The sequence below is a fragment of the Halomonas sp. 1513 genome, assembly GCA_001971685.1.
In the GTDB taxonomy this organism is placed as follows: domain Bacteria; phylum Pseudomonadota; class Gammaproteobacteria; order Pseudomonadales; family Halomonadaceae; genus Franzmannia.
In genome coordinates, this window is the sequence record CP019326.1 from 3753594 (window position 1) to 3768760 (window position 15167).

General features: G+C 64.4%; 18 protein-coding genes, 3 tRNA genes and 1 pseudogene. 13 read left to right on the top strand and 9 right to left on the bottom strand.

Annotated features, from left to right (window positions below; translation table 11 throughout):
* Positions 1-65: 65 nt before the first annotated feature.
* The 8 genes and pseudogenes from BWR19_17070 (at position 66) to BWR19_17105 (ending at position 5804) form a co-directional block, all read left to right on the top strand.
* Positions 66-1145 carry an IS110 family transposase gene (locus BWR19_17070; GenBank protein APX94506.1) on the top strand — a complete coding sequence of 360 codons (1080 nt, stop codon included), beginning with the start codon at positions 66-68 and terminating at the stop codon, positions 1143-1145.
* A gap of 16 nt (positions 1146-1161) precedes the next feature.
* A pseudogene (locus BWR19_17075) lies at positions 1162-1458 on the top strand (transposase).
* 92 nt (positions 1459-1550) lie between these two features.
* Complete coding sequence (locus tag BWR19_17080; GenBank protein ID APX94507.1) at positions 1551-1898, top strand: hypothetical protein; 348 nt, start codon at positions 1551-1553, stop codon at positions 1896-1898.
* A 434-nt stretch (positions 1899-2332) separates the two neighbouring features.
* Positions 2333-2692, top strand: coding sequence for a hypothetical protein (locus tag BWR19_17085; GenBank protein ID APX94508.1), 360 nt, complete (start codon positions 2333-2335; stop codon positions 2690-2692).
* A 91-nt stretch (positions 2693-2783) separates the two neighbouring features.
* Complete coding sequence (locus tag BWR19_17090) at positions 2784-4211, top strand: hypothetical protein (protein APX95086.1); 1428 nt, start codon at positions 2784-2786, stop codon at positions 4209-4211.
* Positions 4212-4714: 503 nt separating this feature from the next.
* Positions 4715-4897 (top strand): hypothetical protein, encoded by a 183-nt coding sequence (locus tag BWR19_17095; GenBank protein APX94509.1) that lies wholly within the window; start codon positions 4715-4717, stop codon positions 4895-4897.
* A gap of 11 nt (positions 4898-4908) precedes the next feature.
* Positions 4909-5472 (top strand): hypothetical protein, encoded by a 564-nt coding sequence (locus BWR19_17100; GenBank protein ID APX94510.1) that lies wholly within the window; start codon positions 4909-4911, stop codon positions 5470-5472.
* A 2-nt stretch (positions 5473-5474) separates the two neighbouring features.
* Complete coding sequence (locus tag BWR19_17105) at positions 5475-5804, top strand: hypothetical protein (protein APX94511.1); 330 nt, start codon at positions 5475-5477, stop codon at positions 5802-5804.
* 114 nt (positions 5805-5918) lie between these two features.
* Here BWR19_17105 and BWR19_17110 read toward each other — a convergent pair.
* From BWR19_17110 to BWR19_17140, 7 genes are all read right to left on the bottom strand, one after another.
* Positions 5919-5994: transfer RNA gene (locus BWR19_17110), tRNA-Thr, on the bottom strand.
* 57 nt (positions 5995-6051) lie between these two features.
* Positions 6052-6126: transfer RNA gene (locus BWR19_17115), tRNA-Gln, on the bottom strand.
* A 6-nt stretch (positions 6127-6132) separates the two neighbouring features.
* Positions 6133-6208: transfer RNA gene (locus tag BWR19_17120), tRNA-Phe, on the bottom strand.
* Positions 6209-6291: 83 nt separating this feature from the next.
* Positions 6292-6564, bottom strand: a complete 273-nt coding sequence (locus BWR19_17125; GenBank protein ID APX94512.1) for an oxidative damage protection protein — start codon at positions 6562-6564, stop codon at positions 6292-6294.
* A 23-nt stretch (positions 6565-6587) separates the two neighbouring features.
* Entirely contained in the window at positions 6588-7670 is a 1083-nt protein-coding gene (locus BWR19_17130) for an A/G-specific adenine glycosylase (GenBank protein APX94513.1), read from the bottom strand.
* 78 nt (positions 7671-7748) lie between these two features.
* Positions 7749-10097 (bottom strand): membrane assembly protein AsmA, encoded by a 2349-nt coding sequence (locus BWR19_17135; GenBank protein ID APX94514.1) that lies wholly within the window; start codon positions 10095-10097, stop codon positions 7749-7751.
* On the bottom strand, positions 10094-10549 hold the full coding sequence (locus BWR19_17140) for a GNAT family N-acetyltransferase (GenBank protein APX94515.1): 456 nt from the start codon (positions 10547-10549) through the stop codon (positions 10094-10096). Before BWR19_17140 ends, BWR19_17135 begins: the two co-directional genes overlap by 4 nt.
* Before the next feature lie 168 nt (positions 10550-10717).
* Here BWR19_17140 and BWR19_17145 point away from each other — a divergent pair, with 168 nt between their 5' ends.
* The 5 genes from BWR19_17145 (at position 10718) to BWR19_17165 (ending at position 14143) form a co-directional block, all read left to right on the top strand.
* The gene (locus tag BWR19_17145) at positions 10718-11311 is read left to right on the top strand and encodes an imidazoleglycerol-phosphate dehydratase (GenBank protein APX94516.1); all 594 of its coding nucleotides are present in this window, start codon (positions 10718-10720) and stop codon (positions 11309-11311) included.
* 43 nt (positions 11312-11354) lie between these two features.
* On the top strand, positions 11355-11996 hold the full coding sequence (locus BWR19_17150; protein ID APX94517.1) for an imidazole glycerol phosphate synthase subunit HisH: 642 nt from the start codon (positions 11355-11357) through the stop codon (positions 11994-11996).
* A gap of 76 nt (positions 11997-12072) precedes the next feature.
* On the top strand, positions 12073-12831 hold the full coding sequence (locus tag BWR19_17155) for a 1-(5-phosphoribosyl)-5-[(5-phosphoribosylamino)methylideneamino]imidazole-4-carboxamide isomerase (GenBank protein ID APX94518.1): 759 nt from the start codon (positions 12073-12075) through the stop codon (positions 12829-12831).
* A gap of 3 nt (positions 12832-12834) precedes the next feature.
* Positions 12835-13608 carry an imidazole glycerol phosphate synthase subunit HisF gene (locus BWR19_17160; GenBank protein APX94519.1) on the top strand — a complete coding sequence of 258 codons (774 nt, stop codon included), beginning with the start codon at positions 12835-12837 and terminating at the stop codon, positions 13606-13608.
* Positions 13609-13627: 19 nt separating this feature from the next.
* Positions 13628-14143, top strand: a complete 516-nt coding sequence (locus BWR19_17165) for a hypothetical protein (protein ID APX95087.1) — start codon at positions 13628-13630, stop codon at positions 14141-14143.
* 18 nt (positions 14144-14161) lie between these two features.
* Here BWR19_17165 and BWR19_17170 read toward each other — a convergent pair whose 3' ends face one another.
* Both BWR19_17170 and BWR19_17175 read right to left on the bottom strand, forming a co-directional pair.
* Positions 14162-14761, bottom strand: a complete 600-nt coding sequence (locus BWR19_17170; GenBank protein APX94520.1) for a hypothetical protein — start codon at positions 14759-14761, stop codon at positions 14162-14164.
* 49 nt (positions 14762-14810) lie between these two features.
* On the bottom strand, positions 14811-15107 hold the full coding sequence (locus BWR19_17175; GenBank protein ID APX94521.1) for a cysteine methyltransferase: 297 nt from the start codon (positions 15105-15107) through the stop codon (positions 14811-14813).
* Between the last annotated feature and the right edge of the window lie 60 nt (positions 15108-15167).

The following is a 15167-nucleotide window of genomic DNA, read 5'->3' on the forward strand; positions in this document are numbered from 1 at the left end:
TACTGTCGTGTCCAAGCTATCGAACTCGGTGAAGCCACCCTGAACTGATAGTCTGGAGACCCGCCATAAACCAGCAACGCAGTGATCGCTCTGTCATTGTCGGTGGCGTTGATACGCATAAGGATCTGCATGTAGCCGCCGTTGTGGATGATTATGACCGCCTGCTTGGCACCGCCAGCTTTCCTACCACCCGGCATGGCTACAAGACCATGCTCGTCTGGATGCGCAGCTTCGGTAAGGTTAGCCGAGTGGGCGTCGAGTGCACCGGCACCTATGGGGCTGGCTTACTGCGCTATTTACAGCGCGCAGGCATCACCACGCTGGAAGTCACCACCCCCGACAAGACCGTGCGTCGTAAACGTGGCAAGGACGATACCCTTGATGCAGAGAATGCCGCCCACGCAGCCTACGCGGGTATTCGCACCGTCACCCCGAAGACCCGAGACGGCATGATTGAGGCCCTGCGCGTGCTGAAGGTTTGCCGGAAAACCGCCGTAGCCGCTCGTCGTGTGGCACTCCAGATGATCCAGACCCAGGTGATTTCTGCACCAGAGGATCTACGCGACCTGCTGAGGAACCTGACACGAATGCAGTTGATACGCACGCTGGCCTCCTGGCGGCCGGATCTGAGCGGTTACCGGGACGTCACGATGGCGTACCGCATCGCCTTGAAATCTCTGGCGCGTCGTTATCTGGAATTGCACGACGAGATCGCCGATCTGGATGTCATGATCAAGGCTATCGTCGATGAGTTGGCACCTGAGCTGTTGTCACGGGTTGCGGTAGGCTACGAGTCGTCGGCACAGCTACTGATCACAGCCGGCGACAATCCGGACCGCCTAGGTTCAGAAGCCAGCTTTGCGGCGCTATGTGGTGTTAGCCCCATTCCCGCCTCATCAGGCAAGACACAGCGACACAGACTGAACCGGGGCGGCGATCGGGCCGCCAATAGTGCGCTGCATATCATTGCCATCGGGCGACTACGCCTTGATGCCACCACCCAGGCCTACGTCGCACGGCGGGTGGCGGAAGGCCACTCCAAGCTGGAAGCTATCCGGTGCCTGAAACGCTATATTGCTCGGGAACTATACTATGTGCTGCGCAACCGCCATCGAGAGATCCATAAGGTACAAATCGCCACTTGACACTTAGAAGGGCGTCCAAGGCAGTCAGTTCAGCAGCACGGACTGGCAGAGTTTTCTGAAGGCCCATCACCTGGTGGGCAGCATGAGCCGTCGCGGTAACTGCCACGATAACGCCGTTGCCGAAAGCTTCTTCCAGCTCCTCAAGCGGGAGCGGATCAAGCGGCAGATCTATTCGACGCGGGAAGCCGCCAAGAGCGATGTGTTCGATTATATTGAGATATTCTACAACCCAAGGCGCCGTCACAGCACGAGTGATGACCTGTCACCCATCGAGTACGAGCGACGCCATTTCCAGAGCCTGACGGGTGTCTAGAATATCCGGGGCGATTCAGTGTTTATCCGACCGCCGAGCCTGTCGCGGGGGATACTGCCGAGCGCGTCGCTTCGCTGATGTGGCGATGCCTGATGCCCCATGCTGTCCGCTTCTATCAGGAGCTGGACGACATCGAGGACAAAGCCCGCGCCGTCGCTGGGCTGATCCTGGCAAGGGGCTGGGAGCGCTTCACCGTCAAGCGTGACCTAGACCGCAACCTTCGCAATTCTCGCCGTTGGAAGCCGTGGGAGATGGACGAGACGATGCAGCGCCTTGAGTCGTTTGGATGGATCGTGCCAGAGGTGGGTAAGATCAACGACCGTGGCAAGCCTGCGGCCTATATGGTCAATCCTGCTGTTCATGAGCGATTCGCCAAGGTTGCCGAGGACGAAAAGCGTCGTCGAGAGACAGTAGCAGAGATGATGCGAGATATTGCATAGGGGCTTCGGCCCCTTTTTTAGGCCTGTGATTCAATATGTCGTAAATGTCGTATGCGCGTACGTATAAAGAAAAGCGTTTACCCTACCCACTTTATATACGCCTATGTTCCTATAAATTCACTCGTGCCCGCATACGACAATGCCGACATTTCTTTGTGGAGCGCCTACCCCGCCTCGCCAGTAATCCTTCTAGTGTGGTGGCAGTTGACAGCGCCGCCGTGCCTACCACTACCCCATGCCACCCCGCCAACGCCTCGATTACCGCCCATTCGTCTCCACATACTGATTATTAATCAGTCTGTTTGATTCACCATTATTCACTATAAATCAGGCACTTGTATCGTTTTGCGAAGGCTTTAAACTGTAGTTATCGGTAATTAGGTGCACATATGGGTGCACATCAATACCAAATACAATAGAGAAACCGCCGCGATATGGCCAAGCAAAACCCCCTTCCAGATGATTACAGCGCTGATTGGATTCAGCGCCTTGATGGTCGCACCCGGCTAGCCCAGGCGGTCCGCCAGCGATACACCGACCTGACCACTGATCTAGGTGGGCATGAGGCCATGAGCTACCAGCGCCGCAGCCTAGCCAAGCGGGCGCTTTGGCAGGAAGCCGTTATCGAGCAGATGGAGGCTGCACTAGCGCGGGGTGAGGACGTGGACCTAGGGCGCATGACACAGAGCGTCAACGCCTTGCAGGGGCTATATAAGACGTTGGGATTAGACCGCGTGGCCCGCGATGTTCCGACCTTGAGTGCCTACATCGCCGCCAAAGGTGCCGCCCAATGACCCGCCGCATCGCTCTGCTGCTAGTGGGTATTGCCGCCGGCCTGGTGCTGGGCATGTACGTGGGGGGCTGCTGATGACCGCTCCCGCCCTGGTGGACCCCATCACCGCCCTGACCGATGACAACCTATTGGCCCCGATGCTGCCGGGAGTCCACGAAGGCAGTTGGGATGCCTGGCTGGCCATCATCAAAGGCTTGTACGCCCTGCCGATGACCACTTGGGATGTGAAGGTGTGGCGGGAAGTGACCGGCCGCCCTGTGCCCCTAAAGCCCAGCCGCTCGGGGTATTTCCTGGTGGGTAGGAGGGGCGGAAAAACCCAAGCCGCCGCCGCCCTGACCCTCTACGAAACCGCCTTTCGTGACTGGACAGGCATCGCATCCAAGGGGGAATTGATCGTTGGCGCCCTGGTGGCCGCTGATCGACGCCAAGCAGGGCAGGCGCTGCGCTACCTTCGAGGCGGCATCGAGGCATCGGCCATGCTGCGCGGCATGGTGGTCAAGGACACCTCCGAGGGCATCGAGCTTTCCAACGGCACCGAGCTTGCAGTAATGACCGCTTCACACCGCTCTATCCGTGGCCGTTCGTTCGCCTGCCTGGTGGCCGATGAGCTGTGCCATTGGCGAACCGATGGTGAATCACCCGATGCCGAGATCCTGAGAGCTGCCGAGCCTGCGCTATCCCTGACCGATGGGCTAATGCTGGGCATATCGACGCCCCATGCGCGGCAAGGCGTCATGTATTCCCGATGGAAGCGCCACTATCGCAAGGCGGATGCACCCGCCCTGGTCGTGCAAGCCCCGAGCCGCCGGCTTAATCCGCGCTTGCCCCAGTCGGTAGTCGATGAGGCGATGGCAGAGGATGAACCTTCAGCACGGGCCGAATACTACTCGACCTGGAGGGACGATGTGGCCAGCTACGTCTCACGTGACGTTCTGGAGGCCCTAGTAACGCCTGGCATCACCGAGCGACCGCCACACCCTGCCCACCGCTTCCGAGCCTTTGTAGATGTCTCCAGCGGCCGTTCTGACGCCTTCTGCTGGGCTGTGGCCCACACCGAGGACGGAACCGACATTTTCGACCGGCTGGGCGAGATCAAGCCGCCATTTAGCCCAGCGGATGCGGTAGAGCGTTGCGCTGCTGACCTTCGCCGCTACGGCATCACCGAGGTTCGAGGCGACCAATACGGCGCCGGCTGGGTGTTGGAACAGTTCGAGGCCGCCGGCCTGAAGTACCTGCCCAGCGAGCTGAACCGCTCCGAGATTTACCTTGATGCACTGCCCAGGCTGACCGCCAAGCGGGCCGAGCTGTTGGACTCCGACACCCTGCTAAACCAACTCGCTAACCTGGAGCGCCGCTCCCGTTCTGGCGGACGTGACAGCGTGGACCATCCTCGAGGCGGTAACGATGACGCCGCGAATGCTGCAATGGGCGCCCTAACCGGCAGGCTCAAGGCACAGCGCAAGTCCAACGCCGCCATCCTGTTACCCCGCCGCCACCGCGAGAGGTACGCCCGTGCGTAGTGACCTGTTGAACCTGCCAGCCGATGCGCCCGCGTCTGAGGCGTGGTCGCTGCTGTGGTCGCTTTCCTTGGATATTCCTTACCCAACCCCAGGCCAGACGGCCGGCGACCTTCTCGCCAGCCTGGAGCCGAGTCTACAACGCAAGATCCATCATCTAATCGAAGCGGCAAACCGCCATGACCACGATTAAACGAGAGTTCGTAACCGGCACCCCGATGCCGCTTGGCCATAAGCGCCACACCGTCAACAGCCGCGACGAAGACGAGATGAATCAGGCCATCGAGTTGCTGGCCGAGAAGCTGGCTCCGATGGTTGCCAAGCTGCTGGAAGGCGAGGGCAAAGAGCCTGCCACCCAATGGCTATAACGGCCGCAAGCTGAACCCTGACGACCTTACTAGCCGATACGCGCTGCCCGCCGATGACGAGTTCGACACCCTGCCGGACGGCGACTCGCCCGCCACGCCTGGTGGCACTGATGAATACCAGCTACCGGATTAATCGCCATGGCCATGATTCCCATCACCGTCGAACAACGCGATGAAGCCGACCGGGAGCGCATGGAGGCGCTGCTGGTGTCGCTCTCCGACCGGCTCAACGCCAACTTTTCCGAGCAACTTGAGCAGGTGGGGCACACCATCGCGCTCATGATGGCCCAGCTTGACCGGCCAAACTCTACAACGTATTGAGGATTGACCCCATGACCCAGACCACCGACACCGCCGCCGTCACCCACGCAAACGATATTCTCGCCGATGCCGATGCTACCGTGGGGGCGCTGAAAACCGCGCAGGATGACGTCAGGGACGATATGCGGGCCTTGGATGCCCAGACCCTCCCCGAAGTGTCTCAGGCGCTCAGCATGGCCCAGCGACGCGAGTTCGAAGCCCAGCGCGAGGAAGTGTCAGCCCGCCGGGAGATCCTGCGAACCTTGTTCCACCGGCTGGGCGATGCCATCCAGCGCCGCCGCGCTCAGGATGCAATCGAAGGTGCCGAGGGCGACCGGGCTGCACTGGCAAAGGCGCTTGAACAGGCAGAGAAGGCCCGCGCCGCGTACCTGGCCGCTGCCCAGGATGCACTCGACTGCGCTCGGGTAATCGCCGATGGCCGTCAGGCTGCCGGTAACCCTGGCCGCGATAAGGTGGGCGCGTCCGCTGAGCAACTCGATAAACTGCAAGACCTGGCCGAGCCGCTGCTGGAAGGCGTGGCACTTCGGCGGCTGCGTCTGACAACTCAGCTTGGTGACCCTGCGAAGGCGGCATAATCATGGGCGCTGCGCTGGAGGTGGGCGCCCAGTGGTGGGACGACCGCACCCACCCCGTCAACGATGACGGCGCCCAGGGCCGGGAGGAGCTGGCCCGCGCTTGTGCTGATGTGTGGCTGGCGTCAATCCGCATGTACTACGCCGATTGCGCTGCCGCCTTACGTGGTCAAACCGCCGCCAATGACCAGGGGGAGGCGTTTCTCGACCTGTGGACAGGCCGGGAACTGCTAAAGAACCTCTGCGAGCCCCTGGACGCTGATCCCGAGGTGGTGGGCGATGCGATGATGGAGGCGCTGCGGGCCGGTAGGACTAGCCGGAAGTGGTTTCAGTAGCACATTGCTCACCATGCACCCAGACGTGCACCCAATAGCGTGCACGCACAAAAAAGCCGCCTCTGATGGGCGACTGATTCGAGAAGTAGATGCTTGATATGGCTGAAGTTTTTTTGGTGCCGGCACCAGGAGTCGAACCCGGGACCTACTGATTACAAGTCAGTTGCTCTACCAACTGAGCTATGCCGGCGCGGGCAACCCTTCAACTACTTGCATCCACTCGATGCTTCAGAAACTGGGTTGGCGATGGCTGGGGTACCAGGATTCGAACCTGGGAATGCCGATACCAAAAACCGGTGCCTTACCACTTGGCTATACCCCAGCAGCGTGGTGGCCAGAGACGGAATCGAACCGCCGACACGGGGATTTTCAATCCCCTGCTCTACCAACTGAGCTATCTGGCCCCTGCCAACGGGGACGTATTTAACTAGAATCCCTCGGCCCCGTCAAGCCTTTTTAGATCAACCGGATGCCACGCCTGTCCGGGTCACTGGCTGGGCGGAACATAGCCCTCGGCCTGGTCGGTTTCGCGGTTGTCGAGGAAGCGCTCGAGCTGCTCCATGAGGTACTCGCGCGCCTCGGGGTCGAGCAGGTTGAGGTGCTTCTCGTTGATCAAGCGGGTCTGCAGCGCCTGCCACTCCTCCCAGGCCTGCTTGGAAACACTGGCCTGGATCTCCTGGCCCTTCTTGCCGGGCAGCGGCGGCTGCGGCAGAGCCTCGAGCTCTTGCTGATACTTGCGACAGAACACGGTCTGGCTCATGGCTCACTCCTTGCGATAGGCATTCAGGCGTCGTCGAGATGCTGGGCGAGGCTGCCCAGTAGCGTCTTGACCGGCGCCGCTAGGCCAATGGTGACAGGCTCGGCGAGGTGATACCACAGCCGCCCTGGCGCATTGACGACCCGGGCCGGCCGGCAGGCGACCGGCTGCGCGGTGATCTGCAGGTGGAAGTGGCTGAAGGTGTGGCGAAACGCCTGCCAGGCCGGTTCACGCCTGGCCTCCGGGGCGTGCACGTCGAGCCATGCCTGCAGGGCGTCGGAGTCGTCGAACTGCGGAAAGCACCACAGGCCGCCCCACAGACCGGCGCCGGGACGCTGTTCGAGCAGCACTCGGCCCTCGCCGTCGTGGAGCAGCAGCATGATGGTACTGCGCTCTGGCAGCGCCTTCTTGGGCTTGGACTCGGGGAAGCGCTTCTCTTCGCCGCGGGCATGCGCGTCACAGACGTCCTCGAAGGGGCACAGCAGGCAGCTGGGCGTGCCCCGGCGACACAGGGTGGCGCCAAGGTCCATCATTGCCTGGCTGTAGTCGGGAAGGCGCGAGGCCGGCGTATAGTGCTCGGCCAGCGCCCACAGCCTGCGCTCCACCGCCGGGCGCCCGGGCCAGCCTGGCTCGGCGTGCAGGCGGGTCAGCACCCGCTTGACGTTGCCGTCGAGAATCACCGCACGATGCCCGGTGCTGATGCTGATGATGGCACCGGCGGTGGAGCGACCGATGCCGGGCAGCGCGGCCATGTCCTCGAGACTGTGCACCGGGAACTCGCCGCCGTGCTGCTCGACCACCCGGCGCGCCGCCTTGTGCAGGTTGCGGCCCCGCGCGTAGTAGCCGAGCCCGGTCCACAGGTGCAGCACCTCGTCCTGCTCTGCCGCGGCCAGTTGCTCGACGGTGGGGAATCGCGCCATGAAGCGCTCGTAGTAGGGGATCACCGTGGCCACCTGGGTCTGCTGCAGCATGATCTCCGAGACCCACACGCGATAAGGCGTCTTGTCGTGCTGCCAGGGCAGGCTCTTGCGACCGTGCTCGTCGAACCATGCCAGCAGGCGCTGTTGAAACTCCTGCGGAGAGAGTACGGGGCGGGGCATATCGGGCATCAGAGACTCATCGCAAGGCGGAGAAACATAAAAAAGCGCCGACGATAACGTCGGCGCAGGTGACTGGCTTGCTGGCCGTCAGTTGAACAGACCGCGCAGGCCTTCGCGAAGTTCCCGTCCTGCGCCTTCGCCAAGCCGCTCATCGAGACCTTCCAGGGCACCACCGAGGCGCTCTTCGATCTCCTGTGCGGCCCGCGAGGAGGCTTCGTTGCGCAGGATGTCACCCAGTGCGCTCTGGAACGCCGAGCGGTCGAAACGGCACCATTCACTGCTCTCCTCGCTCAGCTGGCCCTCGCAGCGCACCGGGAGCGGCACGCGCTCGAGGCGCGGATTGACGCGGCAGGCGGCATCCGCCGAGTCGACCAGGCGCGCCGCCGCGCGATAGTCGAACACCTGGGTCGCCAAGTTGATCTCGCCGCTGCCGTCGAGCCGAATGCCGGGAATGCTGATCTCCAGGTCGTCATTATGGGCCACGCCGTCGCGTAGGGTGAAGCTCGCCTCGGCGCGCTCGAAGCGGGTGTCACTGCTCCAGTCTTGGCGCATCTCCTCGCCGTCCAGCGCCGCCACCACGCCGCACAGCTCCTGGGAGACATTGACGTCGAAGAGCGCGCCATCGTCGATACGCAGCGCCAGGGTACCGTTCAGGTTACGGGTCATCAGGCCGCGGTTATCGCCGCGGGTGGTGAGATCGCCGTCGAGACTCAAGCGGCCGCGCAGCGGCGACTCCTCTGCCGACAGCGCCGCGTAGAGCGGCACGATCTGCACACGATCCAGGCGCGGCGTAAATGCCCAGCGCGGCGTCTCTTCGCGCTGGTCGAGCTCGCCACTGGCCGCCAGGCTGCCGTCGAACAACTGCCCCTCGAAGCGTGAAAGGCGATGCACGCCCTCACTGCCTTCAAGTGCCAGCTCGGCGTTGCGAATCACCAATCCCAGCGCAGTGAGGCGCTCGAGACGCAGCTCGCCGTCGAGGTCCAGCGGCGCCAGCCAGGCGATCGGCAATGCCGCTTCGTCGTCGTCGGCATAGACCATGCGACCCAGCAGCTTGCGCAGCATGGCGCTTTCGGCGGCCGGTTCGGCAGGCGGCAGGTAGGCGTCGAGGTCCAGGTGGTCGCCCTGCAGGTCGAACGTCAGCGACTGACCGTCTACCCCAGCGCCGAGGCGGCCGGTGAAGGTACTGTCATCGACCACCATGGTCAGGTTAGTCAGGGTGAACCGTGCCAGGTCGCCTTGCAGCGGGCTGGTCAGCGCGACGTCACTCAGCGCCGCGTCGCTTGCGGTCTCGGGCAGGGCGTCGAAGCGCGCCAGCCACGGACGCAGCGACAGCGGTGCCAGGCTCACCAGGCCGGTATAGCGGGGCGTGTCGAACAGCTCGGTCACGGTCACGCTGCCGCTCAGATCGAGATCGTCGGGCCCGCTCAGCGCCAGGCTGCGCAAGTGCAGACGCTGTTCATCAAGATCGAGGTCGGCAATGAACCCAAGGCTCAGCGCCAAGGCCCGGTCGCCGGCCGCTGGGTGCACGATGCTGGTGTCGAGCCGGCCACCCTCGATCTCCATGCGCCGCGTCTCGGTGCTGGCCACCAGCTCGCGCAGCTGCAGGTTGGCCTGCTGCTTACGATCGCCCAGCGTCGCCAGGGTGGTGCCGGTCTCGAGGTTGAGGTTCTCGAGTTCGTAGCGGCCGTCGCGCAGCCCCAGCCGTACCCGGCTCTCGCCGCGTACATTGCTGACCCATTCGGGCTCGACCTCGTCACTCTCCTGCCAGTCGGCATCAGGATAGGCCGAGAGCCGGAAGGCGGTCTTGAGCGGGAAGGCACGCTGCGGATTGACGTTGCTGCCGCTGACCTCGAGCCCGGTGAAGCGCAGCTGCAGGTCGCGCTGCCAGTCGCGATAGCGCACTTCACTGCCGCGCAGCGTGACGCTGGCGACATTCAGCGCCACTCGCATGCCCGACTCGTCGCCTACCGCCGGCCCGGCAGAGGCCGGTGCCAGCGCTTCGGCAGCCTCTTCACGACGCTCTTCGAGGCGCTCCAGCAGCACTTCCCAGTTGCCCTGACCCTCGGCGTCGCGCTCGAGGTTGAGGCGCATGCCGTCGAGGGTCAGGCCCTCGATGGCGATCTCACCGGTCAGCAGCGGCGCGAAAGCCAGGCTGACCTCGGCCTTGTCCAAGGCGGCAAACGGCGCCTCGTCGCCGGGCTGTTCGGGTAACCAGGCCTCGGCGTCAGCCACGCTGACGCCGAGCCGCGGATAGAACGACCACGTCAGGGGCCCGTCCAGGGTCAACTCGAGGCCGGTCTGCTCGCGAACCACGTCGATCAGCCGCGGCTTGAGGTCGTTGGGATCGAAAAAGGTAGTGACGTAGACCACCGCACCGACCACTACCAGACCCAGTACCCCGATGACCGCCAGCAGGGTTCGCAGTAGCGCTCTCATTGATGTCCTCCCCGTGAGCTGCGCGGATTGAATTCGAAATAGTCGCCCTCGGGCGAGGCGCGATAGCCGAGCCGCGACAGCAGCAGCTGGTCGCCCATCTGCAGGGTGGCGCTGGCGACCCGCAACACCCGCTGCTCGGCAGCCGCAGCGTCGCCGATCAGCGCCAGCAGCTGCGAGCCGACCCCGCGCCGGCGGGTCGTCTTGCGCACGCAGGTGTAGGCCAGCCACCAGGCGTCAGCGTCGATGTTCACCGCCACCGCCCCCAGCAGACGCCCGTTGAAGCAGGCACAGCAGAATAGCCCACCGCCCTCGAGGTGATCACGAATGAAGTCCTCGGCGGGCGCCGGCAAGCGCTCGGCGGGCGCATCGGCATAGATACGAGAGAGGTCGAGGGCGGTCTGATCATCCATTGACCATTCGCCGTGGTCGACCCTGTGAAGCGTAACCGGCATGTGTAATCTCCCCTGGCCGGGACGGCACATCGGATCGTCCGTCAGTGACCGCATTGTAGCGGATGGGGCGGCCGATTCTCTATAATGGATGGCTCGACCGCCGTGACGTCCCCCGGCGAGGCGTCCTATCACCGCAGACATTGCGCTCAGCGCAGGAGACTCAGCCCCATGACCGAGCGTACCGCCACGGTTTCTCGCGATACCAAGGAAACGCAGATCACGGTAAGCGTGAATCTCGACGGCCAGGGTCGGCTGAACGGCGAGAGCGGCGTGCCCTTCCTCGACCACATGCTCGACCAGGTGGCCCGCCACGGCTTGATCGATCTCGATCTCCAGGTCCAGGGCGACCTGCACATCGACGACCACCATACCGTCGAGGATCTCGGCATCACCCTCGGCCAGGCCTTTTCCCAGGCGATCGGCGACAAGCGCGGCATCTACCGCTACGGCCACGCCTACGTGCCGCTCGACGAAGCGCTGTCGCGAGTAGTGGTAGACTTCTCTGGGCGCGCCGGGCTGTTCATGAACGTCGAGTTCACCCGCGCCGCCATCGGGCGCCTGGATACCCAGCTGTTCTGGGAGTTCTTCCAGGGGTTCGTCAACCACGCCCAGGTGACCCTGCATATCGACAACCTCAAGGGGTTCAATGCCCATCACCAGGCCGAGACCATCTTCAAGGCGTTCGGTCGCGCCCTGCGCATGGCGGTCGCCGAAGACCCGCGCATGGCCGGCCAGATGCCGTCGACCAAGGGCTGCCTGTGAGCAGTGATGCACGCAGCCACCGCCACCTCGTAAGGAGCGCCTCATGACCATCGCCGTGATCGACTACGGAATGGGTAACCTGCACTCTGTCGCCAAGGCGTTGGAGCACGTCACCCACGAGAACGTCGTCGTCACCCGCGACCCGCGCCGCATCCACGGCGCTACGCGGCTGGTGCTGCCCGGCCAGGGGGCGATTCGCGACTGCATGGGCGAGCTCGAGCGTAGCGAGGTCAAGGGGCTGGTGCTCGAACTGCTGGCCAAGGCCGACAAGCCGCTGCTGGGCATCTGTGTCGGCCAGCAGATGCTGCTCGACGACAGCGAGGAGAATGGCGGCGTAGCCTGCCTGGGCTTTTTGCCGGGGCGTGTGCGGCGCTTCCCGGTGGACATGCTCGACGCCCACGGCAACCGCCTCAAGGTGCCGCACATGGGCTGGAACCAGGTGAGCCAGCACCAGCCCCACGCGCTGTGGGAGGGTATCGACGACGGCGAGCGTTTCTACTTCGTGCACAGCTACTACGTCGACACGAGCGACGACGCAGCGCTGTTCGGCACCACCGACTACGGCACCCACCGGGCCCATGTGGCGATCGGTCGCGGCCCGGTCTTCGCCACTCAGTTCCACCCCGAGAAAAGCTCGGCGGCGGGCCTGCGCCTGCTGGAGAACTTCGTCAACTGGGCGCCGTGAGCAGCGTACCACTGCCGCCGCCACGACGACTCATTCAGGATATGGCCGCCCGCCCGGGCGCCGAAGAGGACATGACATGCTGGTAATTCCCGCCATCGATCTCAAGGACGGCCACTGCGTCCGCCTCAAGCAGGGCCGCATGGACGACGCCACCGACTATGGCGACGACCCGGTGGCCATGGCCGCGCGCTGGGTCGAAGCCGGCGCGCGACGCCTGCATCTGGTCGACCTCAACGGTGCCTTCGAGGGCCAGCCGGTCAACGGTGAAGCAGTCACCGCCATCGCCCGCGCCTACCCCGAGCTGCCGATCCAGATCGGTGGCGGCATCCGCACCGCGGCAACCATCGAGCACTACCTGGCGGCCGGCGTGACCTATGTGATCATCGGCACCCAGGCGGTCAAGGAGCCGGCCTTCGTCAGCGAGATGTGCCGAGCCTTCCCCGGCCATGTGATCGTTGGCCTCGATGCCCGCGACGGCTACGTGGCCACCGACGGCTGGGCCGAGGTCTCCGCGCTCAAGGCCACCGAGCTTGCCAAGCGTTTCGCCGGCGACGGCGTCTCCAGCATCGTCTATACCGACATCGCCCGCGACGGCATGATGGGTGGCGTCAACGTCGAGGCCACCGCCGAGCTGGCACGCATCGGCGGCCTGCCGGTGATCGCCTCGGGCGGGGTCACCAATCTCGACGACATCCGCGCGTTGAGTGCGGTGGCCGGCGACGGCATCCTCGGCGCCATCACCGGGCGTGCCATCTACGAGGGCAGCCTCGATGTCGCCGAGGCCCAGCGTCTGTGCGACGAGCTGGGCGACCCACTCACCCAGCTAGGGAGCTGACTCATGGGACTCGCCAAGCGCATCATCCCCTGCCTCGACGTCGACGCCGGCCGCGTGGTCAAGGGCGTCAACTTCGTCGGTATCCGCGATGCCGGTGACCCGGTGGAGATCGCCAAGCGCTACAACCAGCAGGGCGCCGACGAGATCACCTTCCTCGACATCACCGCCAGCCACGAGAATCGCGGCACCACCGTGGAGATGGTCGAGCGCATCGCCGGCGAAGTGTTCATTCCGCTGACGGTGGGCGGCGGCATCCGCAGCTGCGACGATATCCGCACCATGCTCAATGCCGGCGCCGACAAGGTCTCGATCAATACTGCAGCGGTGACCAACCCGGGATTCGTGCGCGAAGCCACCGAGCGCTTCGGTAGTCAGTGCATCGTGGTCGCCATCGACGCCAAGCGCGTCTCCGCCGAGGGCGAAACGCCGCGCTGGGAGATTTTCACCCACGGCGGGCGGCGCCCCACCGGCCTGGATGCCGTAGAGTGGGCGAAGACGATGGTGGAGTACGGCGCCGGCGAGCTGCTGCTGACCAGCATGGACCGCGACGGTACCAAGGTGGGCTTCGATCTCGGCGTGACACGCGCCATCAGCGATGCGGTGAGCGTGCCGGTGATCGCCTCGGGCGGGGTCGGCAACCTCGACCACCTGGTCGCCGGGGTCATCGACGGCGGTGCCGATGCGGTGCTCGCCGCCAGCATCTTCCATTTCGGCGAGTACAGCATCCCAGACGCCAAGCGCTACATGGCCGATCACGGCATCGAGATGCGTCTTTAACCTGAGGGCCAGCATGGATATGTCACCACGGAAGGCCATACTCGCGGTGCTGTTTGTCGCGCTCGTGTCGATCAGCTCAGCGCCATCCGCCGGGGACTCGCGGCTCGACTGGCCGCCGACGCTAGAGCTCGAGCACGTTCTGGTGCAGACCAGCCTCTACACCCGCCACTTCGACCCGCAGCCGGACCACAACAACCAGCAGGACCTGATCAGTATCGAGCTGCACAATCCTCACCGCTGGCTGGCCGGCACCGCCTGGTTCAGGAACTCCTTCGACCAGCCGACCTGGTACTTCTATGCCGGGCGCGAATTCCCGCTGTGGCGCCCCAGCGACGACGTCACCGTGCGCGCCAAGCTCACCGCCGGCCTGCTGCGCGGCTACAAGGACGAACGCCAGGACAATATCCCCTTCAATCACTACGGTATTGCCCCGGCCGCCCTGCCCAGCCTGGGCGTGCAGTGGGGACGCTTCGAGAGCGACCTGATCCTGTTCGGCACCGCCGGGATGATGGTCACCGGCGGCATCCGCTTCTAGGCGTTCCGTGACGCCGCCTCAGGCGTCGTCGAGTGATAGCCCAAGGTTGCTAATGCCGTCGTTGCGGCCCAGCTGGCGTAGCGCCTTGAGGGTATCGCGGTCGAGCGGATGGCGCTCGACGCTGTCCAGCACCTCGCCCTGGAAGGCCTGCTCATCCTCCATCAGCGGGTGAGCACGCACCATCTCGGCCAGCCGCGCATCGTCCACTTCGCCTTCGCTCAGCTCGATGAAGGCGCGCACCCCGCCGCGAGAGCTGAGACTGACCTCGAACACCGCCTCCTCGGCATCGCCGCGCAGGGTGTCGAGCAGCGCCGACAGCGCCACCACCGCCTCAAGCGCCCGCCGCGCGCCGAAACTGTCATCGTCTGGGGGTGGCTCGAGTTCAGCCAGCTTGTCGGCCTGGCGCTCGAAGTCGATCTTCGCCTCGCGCACCGCAAGGGATTCCCACACCAGGTCGAGAATCACCCGCAGGCCGCGCACGTCGCCGTGGCCGCTGTTCTCGGCATACAGGGCGTAGTTGGGCAGCAAACGCTCGCAGAGCGCGGCCATGAAGGCCTGCCGCTGGCGCGGGCCGAGCTGGCGCAAGCGCTGATTGAAGCCGGGGGCGGAGGCGCTCATGATATCTCCTTGAGGTGGCGATCTCGGCCACCGTTTACGAAAAGCGGGCTCAAGGCCACAGCAGGGTGGTGGGCACGCGGCCGCTGGCATCGAACGCCACGCCTTCGGCGCGCAGCTTGTCACGCTGGCGCTGGGCGCCACCGTGATCCGTCACTCGACGCGTAGCATTGATCACCCGGTGCCAGGGTAGGCCGTGCCCATCGGGCAGGTGGCGCATCGCCGAGCCGACCATGCGCGGGGTGGCGCCTTCGGTCATCTTGGCGACCCGCCCGTAGGTGGTCACACGACCGGCAGGTATCTGCGCGACAACGGTGTAGATCTGTTCGAGTAGCGCAGGGTTGGCCACTAGCCACCTCCATCATCTCGCCGCCGCTGGACAGTCACGCGGCGGCGTGTTCATCATGGA